12 protein-coding genes and 1 pseudogene are annotated in these 14,906 nt (G+C 44.0%); 12 read left to right on the plus strand and 1 reads right to left on the minus strand.

The window, feature by feature from the left end; all coding sequences use genetic code 11:
* Positions 1 to 17: 17 nt before the first annotated feature.
* The 8 genes from groL to QMA39_RS13215 all read left to right on the plus strand — a co-directional run bounded on the left by groL (position 18) and on the right by QMA39_RS13215 (position 8,808).
* Positions 18 to 1,652, plus strand: a complete 1,635-nt coding sequence (groL, locus tag QMA39_RS13180) for a chaperonin GroEL (protein WP_281658997.1) — start codon at positions 18 to 20, stop codon at positions 1,650 to 1,652.
* 366 nt (positions 1,653 to 2,018) lie between these two features.
* Entirely contained in the window at positions 2,019 to 4,070 is a 2,052-nt protein-coding gene (locus QMA39_RS13185) for a BglG family transcription antiterminator (protein ID WP_281658998.1), read from the plus strand.
* A gap of 37 nt (positions 4,071 to 4,107) precedes the next feature.
* Complete coding sequence (locus tag QMA39_RS13190; RefSeq protein ID WP_281658999.1) at positions 4,108 to 4,593, plus strand: PTS sugar transporter subunit IIA; 486 nt, start codon at positions 4,108 to 4,110, stop codon at positions 4,591 to 4,593.
* Positions 4,594 to 4,595: 2 nt separating this feature from the next.
* Complete coding sequence (locus QMA39_RS13195; protein WP_281659000.1) at positions 4,596 to 4,880, plus strand: PTS sugar transporter subunit IIB; 285 nt, start codon at positions 4,596 to 4,598, stop codon at positions 4,878 to 4,880.
* Positions 4,881 to 4,904: 24 nt separating this feature from the next.
* Positions 4,905 to 5,189 carry a PTS sugar transporter subunit IIB gene (locus QMA39_RS13200; RefSeq protein WP_079478516.1) on the plus strand — a complete coding sequence of 95 codons (285 nt, stop codon included), beginning with the start codon at positions 4,905 to 4,907 and terminating at the stop codon, positions 5,187 to 5,189.
* A 43-nt stretch (positions 5,190 to 5,232) separates the two neighbouring features.
* Complete coding sequence (locus tag QMA39_RS13205) at positions 5,233 to 6,492, plus strand: galactitol-specific PTS transporter subunit IIC (protein ID WP_160841209.1); 1,260 nt, start codon at positions 5,233 to 5,235, stop codon at positions 6,490 to 6,492.
* A 14-nt stretch (positions 6,493 to 6,506) separates the two neighbouring features.
* Positions 6,507 to 7,541 (plus strand): zinc-binding dehydrogenase, encoded by a 1,035-nt coding sequence (locus QMA39_RS13210; RefSeq protein WP_281659001.1) that lies wholly within the window; start codon positions 6,507 to 6,509, stop codon positions 7,539 to 7,541.
* 211 nt (positions 7,542 to 7,752) lie between these two features.
* On the plus strand, positions 7,753 to 8,808 hold the full coding sequence (locus QMA39_RS13215; RefSeq protein WP_281659002.1) for a galactitol-1-phosphate 5-dehydrogenase: 1,056 nt from the start codon (positions 7,753 to 7,755) through the stop codon (positions 8,806 to 8,808).
* 102 nt (positions 8,809 to 8,910) lie between these two features.
* Here QMA39_RS13215 and QMA39_RS13220 read toward each other — a convergent pair whose 3' ends face one another.
* Complete coding sequence (locus QMA39_RS13220) at positions 8,911 to 9,846, minus strand: NAD(P)-binding domain-containing protein (RefSeq protein WP_281659003.1); 936 nt, start codon at positions 9,844 to 9,846, stop codon at positions 8,911 to 8,913.
* Between the two features lie 196 nt (positions 9,847 to 10,042).
* Between QMA39_RS13220 and QMA39_RS13225 the strand changes: the two genes are divergently transcribed.
* The 4 genes and pseudogenes from QMA39_RS13225 to QMA39_RS13240 all read left to right on the plus strand — a co-directional run bounded on the left by QMA39_RS13225 (position 10,043) and on the right by QMA39_RS13240 (position 14,881).
* Positions 10,043 to 11,719, plus strand: coding sequence for a ZinT/AdcA family metal-binding protein (locus QMA39_RS13225; protein WP_281659004.1), 1,677 nt, complete (start codon positions 10,043 to 10,045; stop codon positions 11,717 to 11,719).
* 246 nt (positions 11,720 to 11,965) lie between these two features.
* On the plus strand, positions 11,966 to 12,709 hold the full coding sequence (locus tag QMA39_RS13230; protein ID WP_281659005.1) for an SDR family NAD(P)-dependent oxidoreductase: 744 nt from the start codon (positions 11,966 to 11,968) through the stop codon (positions 12,707 to 12,709).
* Positions 12,710 to 12,935: 226 nt separating this feature from the next.
* Positions 12,936 to 14,010: pseudogene (locus QMA39_RS13235) on the plus strand (trifunctional transcriptional activator/DNA repair protein Ada/methylated-DNA--[protein]-cysteine S-methyltransferase).
* Positions 14,011 to 14,029: 19 nt separating this feature from the next.
* Entirely contained in the window at positions 14,030 to 14,881 is an 852-nt protein-coding gene (locus QMA39_RS13240) for a DegV family protein (RefSeq protein ID WP_281659006.1), read from the plus strand.
* The last annotated feature ends 25 nt before the right edge of the window (positions 14,882 to 14,906 follow it).

The following is a 14,906-nucleotide window of genomic DNA, read 5'->3' on the forward strand; positions in this document are numbered from 1 at the left end:
TGAGGAGGGCATTTTAAATGGCTAAAGAAATCAAATTTAGTGAAGACGCACGCCGCTCTATGCTGCGTGGTGTAGATACATTAGCAAATGCTGTTAAAGTTACACTCGGACCAAAAGGACGTAACGTCGTTCTTGATAAAAAATTCGGTTCTCCACTCATTACTAATGATGGTGTAACGATCGCAAAAGAGATCGAGCTGGAAGACCACTTCGAAAACATGGGTGCTCAGCTTGTATCTGAAGTTGCTTCCAAAACCAACGACGTGGCCGGTGACGGTACGACGACAGCGACGGTTCTTGCTCAGGCGATGATCCGTGAAGGTCTTAAAAACGTAACATCCGGTGCGAACCCTGTCGGTATCCGTAAAGGAATCGAGAAAGCGACAGCTGTAGCAACGGAAGAGCTTCGCAAAATCTCCAAGCCGATCGAAGGCCGCGATTCCATCGCGCAGGTCGCAAGCATCTCTGCTGCTGACAACGAAGTCGGCCAGTTGATTGCTGAAGCTATGGAGCGCGTAGGTAACGACGGTGTTATCACGATTGAAGAATCCAAAGGCTTCAACACTGAGCTTGAAGTGGTTGAAGGTATGCAGTTCGACCGCGGCTATGCTTCTCCTTACATGGTCACAGACCAGGATAAGATGGAAGCGGTTCTTGAAGATCCTTACATCCTCATTACAGATAAGAAGATCAACAACATCCAGGAAGTTCTTCCTGTTCTTGAGCAAGTGGTTCAGCAGTCCAAGCCGCTTCTATTGATCTCTGAAGACGTTGAAGGCGAAGCACTTGCTACACTTGTAGTGAACAAGCTGCGCGGTACATTCAACGCGGTAGCTGTTAAGGCTCCAGGTTTCGGTGATCGTCGTAAAGCGATGCTTGAAGATATTGCGACACTTACGGGCGGCCAGGTCATCACAGAAGATCTTGGTCTTGAATTGAAGAATACAACAATCGATCAGCTTGGACGCGCGTCCAAAGCAGTCATCACAAAAGAAAACACAACGGTTGTCGAAGGTGCCGGAAACCCTGAGCAGATCTCTTCCCGTGTCGCTCAAATCCGTGCCCAGGCAGAAGAAACGACTTCTGAATTCGACAAGGAAAAACTGCAGGAGCGCCTTGCTAAACTTTCCGGCGGCGTAGCTGTCATCAAAGTCGGCGCTGCTACAGAAACAGAATTGAAAGAGCGTAAACTACGCATCGAAGACGCCTTGAACTCTACTCGAGCAGCTGTAGAAGAAGGCATCGTAGCCGGTGGTGGTACAGCGCTTGTCAACATCATTACCTCTGTCGAAGGCCTTGGCCTTGTCGACGACGAAGCGACAGGTGCAAGCATCGTTCTACGTGCGCTTGAAGAGCCGGTCCGCCAGATCGTCCACAACGCAGGTCTTGAAGGATCCATCATCGTTGAGCGTCTGAAAGGCGAAGAAGTCGGCGTCGGCTTCAACGCAGCCACAGGCGAATGGGTAAACATGGTTGAGCAGGGTATCGTTGACCCAACTAAAGTAACTCGTTCTGCGCTTCAAAACGCAGCTTCCGTAGCCGCTATGTTCTTGACGACTGAAGCAGTTGTAGCGGATCACCCAGAAGAAGATAACTCCGGTGGCGGTATGCCGGATATGGGTGGCATGGGCGGAATGGGCGGCATGATGTAAGGGTTTCCTTACCTAACCTCCTGATGTGACAATGCTACAAAATGAAAAAGCTTACTCCCTTAATGAGGGGGTAAGCTTTTTTTGCTTCAAAAATAAGAATTACATCATAACAAAAAATGGAAATAACTTGTGGATCAAGACGAAAAACGAATTACGAGTCAATTTAGATTTTATTTAAAATCATAATACAATAGAAACATACGTTTAGTAGGTTGCTGAGGACCTATACGTCACTTCTAAATAATTGAATATTACAAAAGTAAATCACTACGATGTACATTCTAACTCCATTATCTTGTGATGAAAGCGTATACATTTAATCTGATATAGGTGCTAGAATGAAATTGTGGAAGGGGGACAGACGGAGTGAAACTTAACGAAAGAAGTAATAAAATTCTTCGCGAGTTAGTTGTTAACCCGAAGATTACAAGTACAACACTGGAAAAGAAGTATGATTTGACGAGGAGACAACTTGGATATAGTTTCACCAAAATCAATGATTGGTTGGAGTCTCACAACCTACCGGAAATTGAGCGAACTAGGCAGGGGCAGTTCATCATAGATCGTTCTATCTTTGCTCGAGTTAACGGTGAGCACAAGCCGACGTTTGAAACGTCGGTTTTATCAGAGAGACAAAGAGTTCACTTAATAATACTGATGCTTTTAAGTAGAAAAGAATTGTCTTTGAATCATTTTACTTACGAGTTGGACTTTAGTAAGAATACCATTTTGAATGACTTGAAGCAGGCTCAGTACTTCTTGGAACCCTATCGTGTGTCGATTAAATACTCCAGGAAGACGGGGTATTTGCTGGAAGGTAAAGAGTTTCAAATTCGTCGCGTACTGATTAAGGCGATTTACGAATTGATGATACATACCGGGGAAAGCAAAGTGAAAGAATTGGCCGCGCTTTCCACAGAACAGTTATCTCAATTCAAAAATCAAATTGGGGAGCTTGAACACGAACTTAAAATTCAATTCACTGACGAAAAAATAGAGATCATGCCTTATATACTGGCTTTGGTTCTGAGGAGAATTGAAAGAGGTTTGGTCATTACGAACTTCCCATTGAAACATGATGATGTCTCGAGCACTAAGGCATATAAGCTTGTAGGTCAAATTTTTAAATCAGTCGATGTTCCGGAAGAAGAGCGATTATTCATGACACTCCATCTATTGACGACAAATGTATATCGATCTGAGGAGCTGGCGGATATTGATGCGACGACTGATTTGATTCCGGTTATTGCACAAGTGCTTCAACTATTTGAGAAAAGTGCCTGTATCCATTTTCAAAACAGAGAGCATCTGGTGGATAAACTTTACCAACATATACGCCCTGCCTATTACCGAATCAAATATGGATTAACAGAGACACAACTCATCCAAGATTCGATTACGGATGAACTTAAGGAGATTCATCATCTCCTCAAACGCGCCGTTTGGCCGTTAGAACGGTTCATTGGAACCGAAATTCCAGACAATGAAGCAGCCTATTTGACGATGCTGATTGGTGGGTGGATGACAAGGCAAGGAGAAAGCATTGAGGAAAAGATTAAGGCAATAGTGGTTTGTCCACAGGGGATTTCCGTTTCGAGATTGCTGTTTAATCAGCTGACCGAGCTGTTTCCAGAGTTTGTATTCTTAGATTCTTTGTCCAAACGAGAGTATATGGAATACGAATTAGATTGTGATTTAGTCTTCTCCACGATTCCTTTAGATAGCAAGGAAAGTGAAAAAGTGATCGTGTGCCAAACCTTCCTGAACCACGATGACCGTCTGCGCTTGAGGAAACAAGTCATGATGAAAGTTCAAGGGTATGTCTTAAACGACATTCATGTGGATCATCTTATGGATATCATTCGAAACTACACGACTATTCATAATGAAAGAGTGTTGGTGGATGAGCTGAACTCTTATATCTACAGTAATGAGGAATCTTCTATTAAACAAAGCTTAGAACAAAGAATCCTTCACTTAGATCAACTGATTCCCATTCATCATATTAATTTGAGAAGCGCTGTAAGCTCTTGGGAACAGGCTGTAGAGATCGCTTCCGAACCTTTGATTGAGGAAGGTTATGTGGAACGCAGGTATGTGGATAAAATGGTTCATCACATAGAAAGGGATCCTTATATCATTATTGCACCCCATTTTGCTATTCCCCATGCAGCCCCTGAGGATGGAGTGATAAAAACAGGGATGAGTCTATTGAAAGTGGAACAAGGTGTATCTTTTAATGAGGAAGAAACGGTCCACGTCATTGTTGTAATCGCTGCTGAGGATAAGAAAAAGCATATGAATGGATTAATGCAATTGATGAACTTAGCAGGATCAGAACGAGATCGAACCAGGCTTATTCAAGCGGACGAAGTAAAAGATGTCCATCATCTGATTCAAGCTTATTCTAACGAATAAAAAGTTGAAAAATATTTAATATAGAGTGGTGAAAACGGTGAGCAATATCTATTTTAATGAATCTGTCATTCTACTTAATCTGGAGGCAGCTTCCAAAGAAGAAGTACTGAAAATAATGGGAGATAATTTACTCTCTTATAACTTAGTTAAGGAAAGCTTCACTCCCGCTATCATCGCAAGGGAAGAAGAATACGCCACTGGACTGCCAACTGCAGGAGTAGCTGTGGCGATTCCTCATACAGACGTGGATCATGTCGAGCGTAAAGCAATCAGTGTAGGTGTACTGAAAGATGCGGTCGAGTTTGGTGTGATGGGTGATGATAAGGAAACGATCCCAGTGCGCATTGTCTTTCTACTGGCGATGGATGAATCTCATTCGCAGCTGTCATTATTACAACAGTTAATGGGTGTTTTTCAAACGGAAGAAGCACTTATGTCTATTCTTAATGAAAAAAATAAAACGAATATTAGAAGTCTATTAGAAGAAAAACTGGACTTTGGTGTTCTTGAAGGAGAGAAATAATCATGGCAAAGAAACAAGTATTGGTAGCATGTGGAGCAGGTATCGCAACATCAACCGTTGTGAATGGAGCGATTGAAGAGATGGCAAAAGAAAACAACTTGGACGTTGACCTCGTGCAGATCAAGATTACTGAAGTAGGCGGATATGTGGATTCGGCTGATTTACTGGTGACTACAGCAATGACGCAGAAGGAATACCCATTCCCTGTCATTAACGCAAGATCCTTCCTTACTGGTATAGGAACAGCTGCTACAAAAGAAGAGATTTTGACAGCGCTTCAAAAATAATAACTCAAAAGGAGAGAAATAATCATGGCAAAAAAACAAGTATTGGTAGCATGTGGAGCAGGTATCGCAACATCAACCGTTGTCAACGGAGCGATTGAAGAGATGGTCAAAGAGAACAACCTGAACGTTGACCTGGTACAGATTAAAATTGCAGAAGTAGGGGGTTATGTAGATACGGCAGATTTGTTGGTGACAACGGCGATGACCCAAAAAGACTATCCGTTTCCTGTTATCAATGCCAGGACATTCTTGACTGGAATTGGTACGGAAGAGACAAAAAAAGAAATTCTACAGGAGCTTAAAAAGTAAATTATTGCTCTTTGTAACTTGTTAGAACTAGGGAGGAGTAAACATGCAGGGTTTCGTCAATATCGTACAAGGATTTTTAGACTTAGGCGCAACGGTCATTTTGCCTGTCGCTATCTTCTTATTAGGCCTGCTATTCGGTCAGAAACCAGGGAAAGCCTTCCGATCCGGTCTGACTATTGGAGTAGCGTTTGTAGGGATCTTCTTAGTGGTTGACTTGCTAGTCAATAACTTAGGACCAGCTGCACAAGGGATGGTTGATCGTTTAGGCGTAGAACTGAACGTCATTGATGTTGGATGGCCGGCATCATCATCAATCGCTTGGGCGTCTGTGGTAGCAGCATTCATCATCCCGCTTGGACTTGTTGTGAATGTCGTCATGCTCGTGACAAAGACGACTAAGACGATGAATGTTGATATTTGGAATTTTTGGCACTATACATTTATGGCTGCATTGATTTACGCAGTATCTGGAAGTATCGTTCAGGGCTTGATTGCTGCTGTGATATTCCAGGTAGTCTGTCTTAAAGTAGCAGATTGGACAGCACCGATGGTCAGTAAGTTCTATGATCTTCCGGGGGTTTCCATTGCTACAGGAAGTACCATTTCTTATGCCCCTGGGATTTTCTTAGTTCAGTTGTTGAACAAAATCCCTGTTATTAAGGATTGGAATGCAGATCCAGAGACGATCCAGAAACGATTCGGCATTTTCGGAGAATCGATTTTCATCGGATTGTTCTTAGGAGCAGCGATTGGCATCCTTGCTGGCTACAGTGTAGGGGATGTTATTGAAATAGGTATGGCAATGGCAGCAGTTATGGTGCTGATGCCTAGAATGGTGAAGATTCTGATGGAAGGGCTCATGCCAGTTTCTGAGTCTGCCCGTGAATGGCTATCTAAGCGCTTCGGTGATCGGGAAATTTATATTGGATTAGACGCAGCGGTTGCATTAGGTCACCCTGCTGTAATCTCTACAGCTCTCATTCTAGTACCAATAACTGTTGTTTTAGCGGTCGTTTTACCAGGGAATGCGCTTCTTCCGTTTGGTGACTTAGCTACTATACCATTCGTAGTAGCCTTCATTGTTGGAGCCGCGAGAGGAAATATCGTCCATTCCGTCATCGTTGGAACAGTTATGATCGCTTTATCTCTTTACATGGCGACTGACGTTGCTCCTTTATTCACAGAAATGGCTGTAAATGCTGACTTCAACATGCCGGATGGATCAGCGAAAATCTCGAGCATTGACCAAGGCGGTAATTTAGTCAATTGGATCATCTATAAAGTATTCAGCTTGTTCAATTAACTGGAGGGATAAGATTGAAAGCACTTGTGAAGACAGAACTTGGATTCGGGAATTTAGTAATCCAAGATAGACAGGAGCCGGAAGTGAGTAAGGGTCAGGTGAAGATTGAGGTGAAATATACCGGTGTTTGTGGATCCGACATTCACACCTATGAAGGCCACTATAAAGTGAAAGTTCCAGTAACGCTTGGTCATGAATTTTCAGGAGTCATTGTCGATGTTGGCGAAGACGTTACAGAATTCAAGGTTGGGGATCGAGTGACTTCGGAAACAACTTTTTACGTATGCGGCGAATGTGAATATTGTAGAAATGGGGATTATAACCTTTGCAATTATCGGAAAGGGCTCGGAACACAACAAGATGGTGGTTTTGCCAAATATGTAATTGCCAGGAAGGAAAGCGTTCATCATCTCCCACCTGAAGTAGATTACAGGTCTGGCGCCATGACAGAACCGCTTGCATGCACGCTTCATGCCGTGGACAAAACAGTCATTAATCAGGGCGATCTCGTTGTTGTTATTGGTCCAGGTCCCATAGGGTTATTTACTGCGCAAGTTGCCAAGAGTAGAGGAGCAAAAGTTATTATTGCTGGCTTATCCCACGATCAAGTTCGATTGAGTAAAGCAGAAGAGCTTGGGATTGACTACGCCCTGGATATACAGAAGCAGGATTTACAAGAATTCGTCTACGGACTGACGGATGGATATGGAGCAGATGTAGTCTTTGAATGTTCCGGTGCTGTACCAGCTGCAAGCCTAGCCTTGAATCTACTAAGGAAAAAAGGACAATACGGGCAAGTAGGTATATTCGCTAAGCCGGAAATCGAATTTAACTTAGAGAAAATTATTCAAAAAGAAATTCAAATCATCGGAAGTAGAAGTCAGAAATCTGCTGATTGGGAGCCGAGTCTACATTTGATGAACAGCGGTCGAGTGAACGCTCGGTCACTTGTGACCCACGAATTTCCGATTACAGAGTGGGATCAGGCATACCAAGTTATAAAGAGTGGTGAAGCTATTAAAGTTTTATTGACGCCGGTAGATGAATAGAAAAGGAAATGAGGGTTTTACATGGTACATGCATTTCTTGAGTTTATGCTAGGACCGATGCAGTCAATAGGAGACGTCTATTTTGAGAACCAACTGATTTTTAATTCCTTGATTGTAGGCAGCGCTTGTTGGAAGTTGATGAAGAAGAGATCTTCCCATTCCGTATCTAAGGAAGAAACGGAAAATGTATAAAATATAGGAAGTGAGATACATGAAGACATTAAATCTTTATGGAGCCCAGGATTTAAGATATGAAGAAAAACCTAACCCTGTATTAACACTGGAAGACGAGGTTGTTATTAAGGTGAAGGCGGTAGGTATTTGTGGATCCGATGTTTCCCGATATAAAAAGCTTGGTCCTTATGTAAAAGGGATGACCTTTGGCCATGAGTTCTCGGGGGAGGTAGTGGAGACAGGCCCCAAGGCAGGTCGTATTAAAGTGGGAGACCGTGTGGCTGGATGCCCAACTTTCTACTGTGGCGAATGTCATAGTTGTTTAAAAGGAAACTTATCCCAATGCGAGAAATTGACTCTTATTGGCGCTCGCTACCCTGGTGCCTATGCTGAATTTGTAACCCTCCCTGCATCCCATGTCCTTCAACTCCCCGAGAATGTTGATTATGAATCGGCAGCCATGGTCGAACCATCTTCAGTAGTAGCTCACGGATTTTATCGTACAAGTGTATCCCCGGGATCTACTGTAGCCATTATGGGGTGTGGAAGTATTGGTTTACTAGCGGTACAGTGGGCTAAAATCTTTGGGGCTGCACAAGTAATAGCCATTGATATCGATGACAAGAAACTGGAAATAGCCAAGGAAGTAGGAGCTGATGTGATAATCAACCCAACTATTCATCCATTACAGAACCACGTAGCTGAAGTCACAGATCAGTTAGGTGTCGATTTAGCGGTAGAATGTGCTGGTTCCCCAGTTACTTCAGAACAAATTCTTGCGCTTCCAAAAAAGGGAGGGGAGGTTCTCTATATGGGAATTCCATATGCAAACATAAAATTTGAACGATTTTACTTTGAGAGAATTGTCCGTAATGAACTAAAAGTAATCGGTTCCTGGAATGCTATATCTTCTCCATTTCCGGGTAAGGAATGGGAATCAACACTTCATTATATGAATAATGGACAGTTAACCATCCAACCGCTGATTTCTCATCGATTGTCATTAAAAGATGGACCGGCTGCGTTTGCAAGTCTGAATAATCAAGATGGTTCTTTTGTTAAAGTAATGTTTCTTCCCGATTATGCTGTGTGACGGTATAGACCAAAGACCGCAATTAGCGGTCTTTTAATTTTTATTTAACGAGAAGGCCTCGATCGGATCATACGATAAGCCCCATGCTCCTACCTTTCTTCCTTACTTATAAAGCTTTTCATAAATCGATTGAACGACAACTAAATCAAATATGGCAGCCCCTACAGATTTGTAAACGATCGTCTTTTCTTCTGAATCCCGCGGCGAATCATTTTCGGTGATGATTTTTTCGAGGTCCCAGGAGTTCTCTAAGTCCGAACGTAAATGCCCGGCCTGGATCATATCCCCGGATTCATGCAGGGCTGATCTGGCATCTACAAATACTTCATCAGCGATTCTCAAAACTTGATCAGAGATTTCCTGCATGGAAGGGCGGAAGGAGCCGACTCCTACAATGAGTTTGCCTTTCCAATCTGAATCGTGTAATTCAGGAAGTACAGGTGTGGTGGAGGTCGTAGTTGTTACGATAATGTCTGACTTTACGGCTAATTCTTCGACAGAGGAAACGGTAAACGTGACTTGCGGAAAGCGGGTCTCTGCTTTTGCTTTAAACTGATGGGCTTTCTCTTCGGTGCGGTTATAAATATGTACATGTTTGATATCTCTGGCAGCGAGGGCTGATTCTAAGTGACTCCATCCTTGTGTGCCGGTTCCGATAATGCCTAACGTTTCCGCGTCTGGTTTAGCCAGGTATTTGATTCCGAGTCCTCCCAGAGCGCCTGTACGCAGGGCCGTAATGGCAATGGCATCACACAAGAAAAGGGGCTCCATCGTCTTGCGGTCATTCAGAACCATCAAGCCGTGGATTGTGTCCTTTCCAGCATTTTTGTTTTCAGGAGCAACGCCTGCAAGTTTCGTTGAGTAATAGTCTTCATAGAAGGCCGGCATAAGCAAAGCCGTATTCTCCCCATCCTCTATATGCATCCGGTCCGGCGATATGAATTCGCTCTCTTTGTTGGCGTAAAAAGACTCGATGCTGTCCATCGTTTCCTTCATAGAAAAATTACTCGTAATCTCTTCTTTTGATATAACTTTCATGACTTTCCCTCCTTTGTGATGTACTACAGATACTATCAAATTTTTCTGAAAAAGTGAAAATGCGTTCAATACTCAGTCCTTAACCATGAACACATTAGGAAGACCAGTATTTTGTTAATTAATCGTAATGATTACCATTTACAAATAGTAATCATTACGATAGAATAATTGAGGTACATTAGGAGGAGGAGAAACAATGAAAAAAATGATTGGTGCAGTTAGCATTTTTGCATTCATTTTATTACTTACAGCATGTGGAGAAGAAGAATCAAGCAATAGTGAAGAAGGGGAACAGTCCGATGGTTCAAGTGAAGCGTTGAGTATTTATACGACGGTTTACCCTCTTCAGTATTTTGCCGAGCAGATTACAGGGGAGCAGGCGGATGTGCAATCGATTCTGCCTCCGGGTTCAGACCCTCACACATATGAACCAACATCAAAAGAAATGATTGAAATGGCAGAAGCAGACGCATTTATTTACAACGGTGCCGGGTTAGAACCCTATGCAGAAAAAATCTCAGATTCTATTAAATCTGAAGATGTGAAAATTCTGGAAGCATCCAAGGGGATTGAATTAAAAGAGCATGCTCATAACCATGAGGAAGAAGAAGGAACTCACGAGGATGAACATGCTCATGAAGAAGAAGAAAATCATGAGGGCGAACATGCTCATGAGGAGGAAGAAGGAAGCAGCCATGAAGATGAACACGCTGGACATAACCACGGGGACCAGGACCCGCACGTCTGGCTTGATCCTATCCTTTCTATTCAGGTGGCTGAGAATATTAAAGATACACTGGTTGAACTGAATCCTGAGCAGGAAGATACCTATAATGAAAACTTCCAGGAACTAAAAAGCAACCTTGAAGGTCTGGATCAGGAATTTCACGATCAGCTGGAAACAGCACCAAAGAATAAATTCATCGTGTCTCATGCCGCTTATGGATATTGGGAACAATCCTACGGCGTCGAGCAGGTTTCTGTTTCTGGTTTAAGTCCAACCAATGAACCTTCTCAAAAAGATTTGGAAGAAATCATTAAAACGGCTGAACAGCATAACATCAAACACGTATTCTTTGAGCAGAATGTCACGCCTAAAGTTGCGGACATCGTTAGAAAAGAAATTGGGGCAGAAGCTCTGCGTCTTCATAATTTGTCTGTGTTGACGGAAGAAGATATAAACAATGAAGAAGATTATTTCACTCTCATGAAGCGGAATTTAGAAGTATTGACAGAAGGGTTATCCGGAGAACCATCTGATTCAGAGGAATCTTCTGAATCAGAAAAACACAGCGAACACAACCATAACCATGGCCATGCGGATGACGAAGAAGCCCAGCAGATTTATGATGGGTACTTTGAAGATGAGCAGGTGAAGGATCGTGAACTGACAGACTGGGAAGGAGACTGGCAGTCTGTATATCCATACCTTCAGGACGGAACACTTGATGAAGTGTTTGCTCATAAGGCTGAGAATGACGGTGATATGACAGCAGAAGAATATAAAGAGTACTATAAGATCGGTTACGAAACCGATGTGGAACGCATTATTTTTGAGGGAAATGACGTAACGTTCTTCGAAAATGGAGAAAAGTCGTCGGGGACATATACCTATGATGGTTATGAAATCCTTACCTATGAAGCTGGCAATAGAGGGGTCCGTTATATTTATGAGTTAACGGAAGAGGATGGGGATCTTCCTCAATACATCCAATTCAGCGATCACAGTATCACTCCAACTGATGCGGACCACTACCACCTCTACTGGGGAGATGACCGTGAAGCTCTATTGGACGAAGTGACAAACTGGCCGACGTATTATCCATCAGACCTGGATGGCCAGGAGATCGCTCATGAAATGATGGCGCATTGATCATCATTGTTCACGATAAATATATATGCGAGGATAAGCTGGGGACGGATATGACCGTCTCCAGCTTATTTTTGATTGGTATGCCTCTGGAGTGTGGGAAATGATTAAGCCACAGGGGCAATAATTCTTGAATGAGAATAGGTGATTAGACAAGAACCACTTCTTTCCGTATAATCAGGTTTTTACGTATAAGAATAAAGCTGGAGTTAAAGCCTGAATCATAAAAGAACACATGGAGGTATATACATGGCTGACTTAACGAACCAAGTCATTTTGATCACGGGAGCCAATCGCGGACAGGGAAAAGCGATGGCGGAGCACCTTGCCTCTCTTGGGGCAAAGGTGATTGTAGGCGCAAGGAAATGGGAAGATGCTCAAGCAACAGCAAACGAAATCGATGAGACCTATCCCGTAAAACTGGATGTTACGAAAGATCCGGATTGGGACGGGGCCGTAGAAGAAATTGTAGAGAAGTTCGGAGCCATTGACGTTCTCATCAATAACGCAGGTGTCTTGATCCGCAAACCATTTGAAGAGATTACGATGGCTGAATATCAGCAAATGATTGATGTGAATCAGCTTGGTGTCTTTCGAGGAATGAAGGCTGTTACGCCTCAAATGGAAAAACAGAGAAAAGGTTCCATCATCAACAATTTATCTATTTCCTCGTTTTCTCCGATTGCCAAGTCATCGGCGTATGCCGCGACGAAAGCATCGGTGGTCGCGATGTCCAAAGCGGCAGCGATTGAGCTCGGTAAGAAGGGAATCCGGGTGAATATGATCCATCCCGGCGGTATTGAGACGGAAATGGCTACCCAGGGGCAGGGTGTTCCCTCGTTTTATGATTCGGTCCCTCTTGGGCGTATCGGCCAGCCGGTTGAAATTGCCCGTGTGGCTGCTTTTCTAGCCTCAGATGAAAGTTCCTATTGTACCGGAACGGAAATTGTTGTGGATGGTGGCATGACGCTTGGAGTGAATGAAGAAGAGTAGGCGTGGATATCGGTCCTCATTACTAAAAGCCTTTCAGGAGTTACCGTCCTCTTGAGAGGCTTTTTTTCATGGGATAGACAGGACGTGGCTGTTCTGGAGCCGAATATAAAAAGATAGGAGCCTTTGAAGAACAAATCGATGCCTGATTTTCGGCTGCGGATGGTGGAATTCCCTCTATAATAAAGAGAAGCATCCTGGTTTTGATCAATCGTAAAGAGGTGTTCTTATGATAAGTGGTGATAAGAAAAAAGAATTCTGTCAAGCCTTACTCGAAAGAAATGCAGCGTATGAAGGGCTTTTCTTTGCAGGGGTCACAAGCACGGGAGTATTCTGCCGTCCCACCTGTCCGGCGAGGAAGCCGAAGTATGAGAATTGTGAGTTCTTCCTTACCCCGCAGGAAGCGCTTCTTGCATCGTTTCGTCCCTGCAAAAGATGTACCCCGCTTTCCCACCCTGATCAAGTCTCTGAGCTTGTGCAGAAACTGGTCCAGGCGGTGGAGGAAAACCCGGAGAAGAAATGGAGGGAAAAGGACTTCCGCGAACTTTCCATCGATGAGTCCACCGCTCGCCGTCAGTTTAAAAAACGTTTCGGCATGACCTTTGTGCAGTATGCCCGGGCCCGAAGAATGGGCCTTGCGATGAAGGAAATCCGGTCAGGGAAATCAGTCATTGATGCGCAGTTGAACAGCGGATACGAATCCAGCAGCGGGTTTAGGGACGCTTTTTCTCGGATCATGGGGGAGTCCCCGGCCTCTGCTCAGGAAAACCAACTGTTGAAAGCATCGTGGGTGGACACCAGGATGGGACCGATGATTGCTGTTGCAGATGAAACGCATCTGTACCTATTGGAGTTTGTAGATCGGCGTGGATTGGAAAAAGAAGTGGAAGTGCTCAGGAGAAAAAAGAAGGCCGCCATCATCCCAGGGAAAACGCCGCCTATGCAAACCATTGAGGAAGAACTGCATCTGTATTTTTTTTGGGAATTTAATCAAATTCACAACACCTGTGGCATTCACAGGCACTCCTTTTCATACGAGGGTATGGGACGAACTAAGGGGAATTCCTGTAGGGGAAACCCGCACATATGCAGAGATTGCCCATGCCATTGGGAAACCTGCGGCTGTCCGTGCCGTTGCTGGAGCGAACGGGGCTAATCAGCTCGCCCTTATTGTTCCGTGCCACCGCGTCATTCTCAGTGATGGTACAGTCGGCGGATATGGGGGAGGAAGCGCGAGAAAGCAATGGCTTTTAGAATTGGAAAGGGGAGGGAATGTGTGGAGAGAAGATAGTAAGAATCTCTAATCATTCAGGAGGCAGTAGTATGGGACAAATCATCTTATCGACAGAAAGCGGGGCCGATATCCCCTCTGATTTAGCGGAAAAGCACAAGATCCAAGTGGTTCCTATGCACATTATTATGGACGGCAGGGATTATTTAGATGGCTCTCTGCCTGTTCAGGAGATTTATGATTATTACACCCGCACGAAACAAATTCCCACGACGACCTCCACCAATGTTTATGAATATGAGCAATTCTTTACAAAGATAAGAAAGCAGTACCCTGGCTGTACGATCATTCATATTGGTTACACATCAAAAGCGTCTTCTTCTTTTCAACATGCCGTCATCGCATCTGAAGAATTCGAGGACCTATATCTCATTGATGCTCTGAATGTGACTGGTGGATTAGCCGCGATCGTCCTGTATGCCGCAGAGTTATTAGACCGGGACCCTGACGTGAATGCAAAGCAGTTATTGCAGGAAATCGAGGAAGTGGTTCCGAAAACAAGGCTGGCCTTCATTCCCGGCAGCCTTGAATTTTTGAAAGCTGGAGGCCGGGTAAGCAATACCGCATCTCTTGTAGGCACGTTGTTGAAAATAAAGCCCTGCATAGAGTTGAAAGATGGAAACCTCATTTCCACTAAAAAGTACAGAGGAAAAGTGATGGGAGCGGCTGAAAAGCTCCTGAGAGATTACCTGAGTGCATTCGACTTGGATACTCGTCAGCTTTATATGATCTATTCCATCGGTCTTGATGAAAAGGTGAAGCAACGGATGGAGGTAATCGCTGAAGAGTATGGGTTCCACCATACAACATGGATACAGGCGGGGGCCATGATTTCCACTCATTCAGGTCCCGGAGGATTTGGCGTGGCTGGATTGGAGCGTTAAATCCTTTCGGTATTCGAGAAGCAGA

Origin of the sequence: Halobacillus sp. Cin3 (assembly GCF_947311855.1) — a bacterium.
Lineage (GTDB): Bacteria > Bacillota > Bacilli > Bacillales > Halobacillaceae > Halobacillus > Halobacillus kuroshimensis.

What these genes read in the sequence shown, in the direction of transcription:
- groL (WP_281658997.1), top strand. Translation starts at nt 18, where the DNA reads ATGGCTAAAGAAATCAAATTTAGTGAAGACGCACGCCGCTCTATGCTG.
- QMA39_RS13195 (WP_281659000.1), top strand. Translation starts at nt 4,596, where the DNA reads ATGGCAAAGAAACAAGTATTGGTAGCATGTGGAGCAGGTATCGCAACA.
- QMA39_RS13200 (WP_079478516.1), top strand. Translation starts at nt 4,905, where the DNA reads ATGGCAAAAAAACAAGTATTGGTAGCATGTGGAGCAGGTATCGCAACA.
- QMA39_RS13225 (WP_281659004.1), top strand. Translation starts at nt 10,043, where the DNA reads ATGAAAAAAATGATTGGTGCAGTTAGCATTTTTGCATTCATTTTATTA.
- QMA39_RS13220 (WP_281659003.1), bottom strand. Translation starts at nt 9,846, where the DNA reads ATGAAAGTTATATCAAAAGAAGAGATTACGAGTAATTTTTCTATGAAG.
- QMA39_RS13215 (WP_281659002.1), top strand. Translation starts at nt 7,753, where the DNA reads ATGAAGACATTAAATCTTTATGGAGCCCAGGATTTAAGATATGAAGAA.
- QMA39_RS13240 (WP_281659006.1), top strand. Translation starts at nt 14,030, where the DNA reads ATGGGACAAATCATCTTATCGACAGAAAGCGGGGCCGATATCCCCTCT.
- QMA39_RS13205 (WP_160841209.1), top strand. Translation starts at nt 5,233, where the DNA reads ATGCAGGGTTTCGTCAATATCGTACAAGGATTTTTAGACTTAGGCGCA.
- QMA39_RS13230 (WP_281659005.1), top strand. Translation starts at nt 11,966, where the DNA reads ATGGCTGACTTAACGAACCAAGTCATTTTGATCACGGGAGCCAATCGC.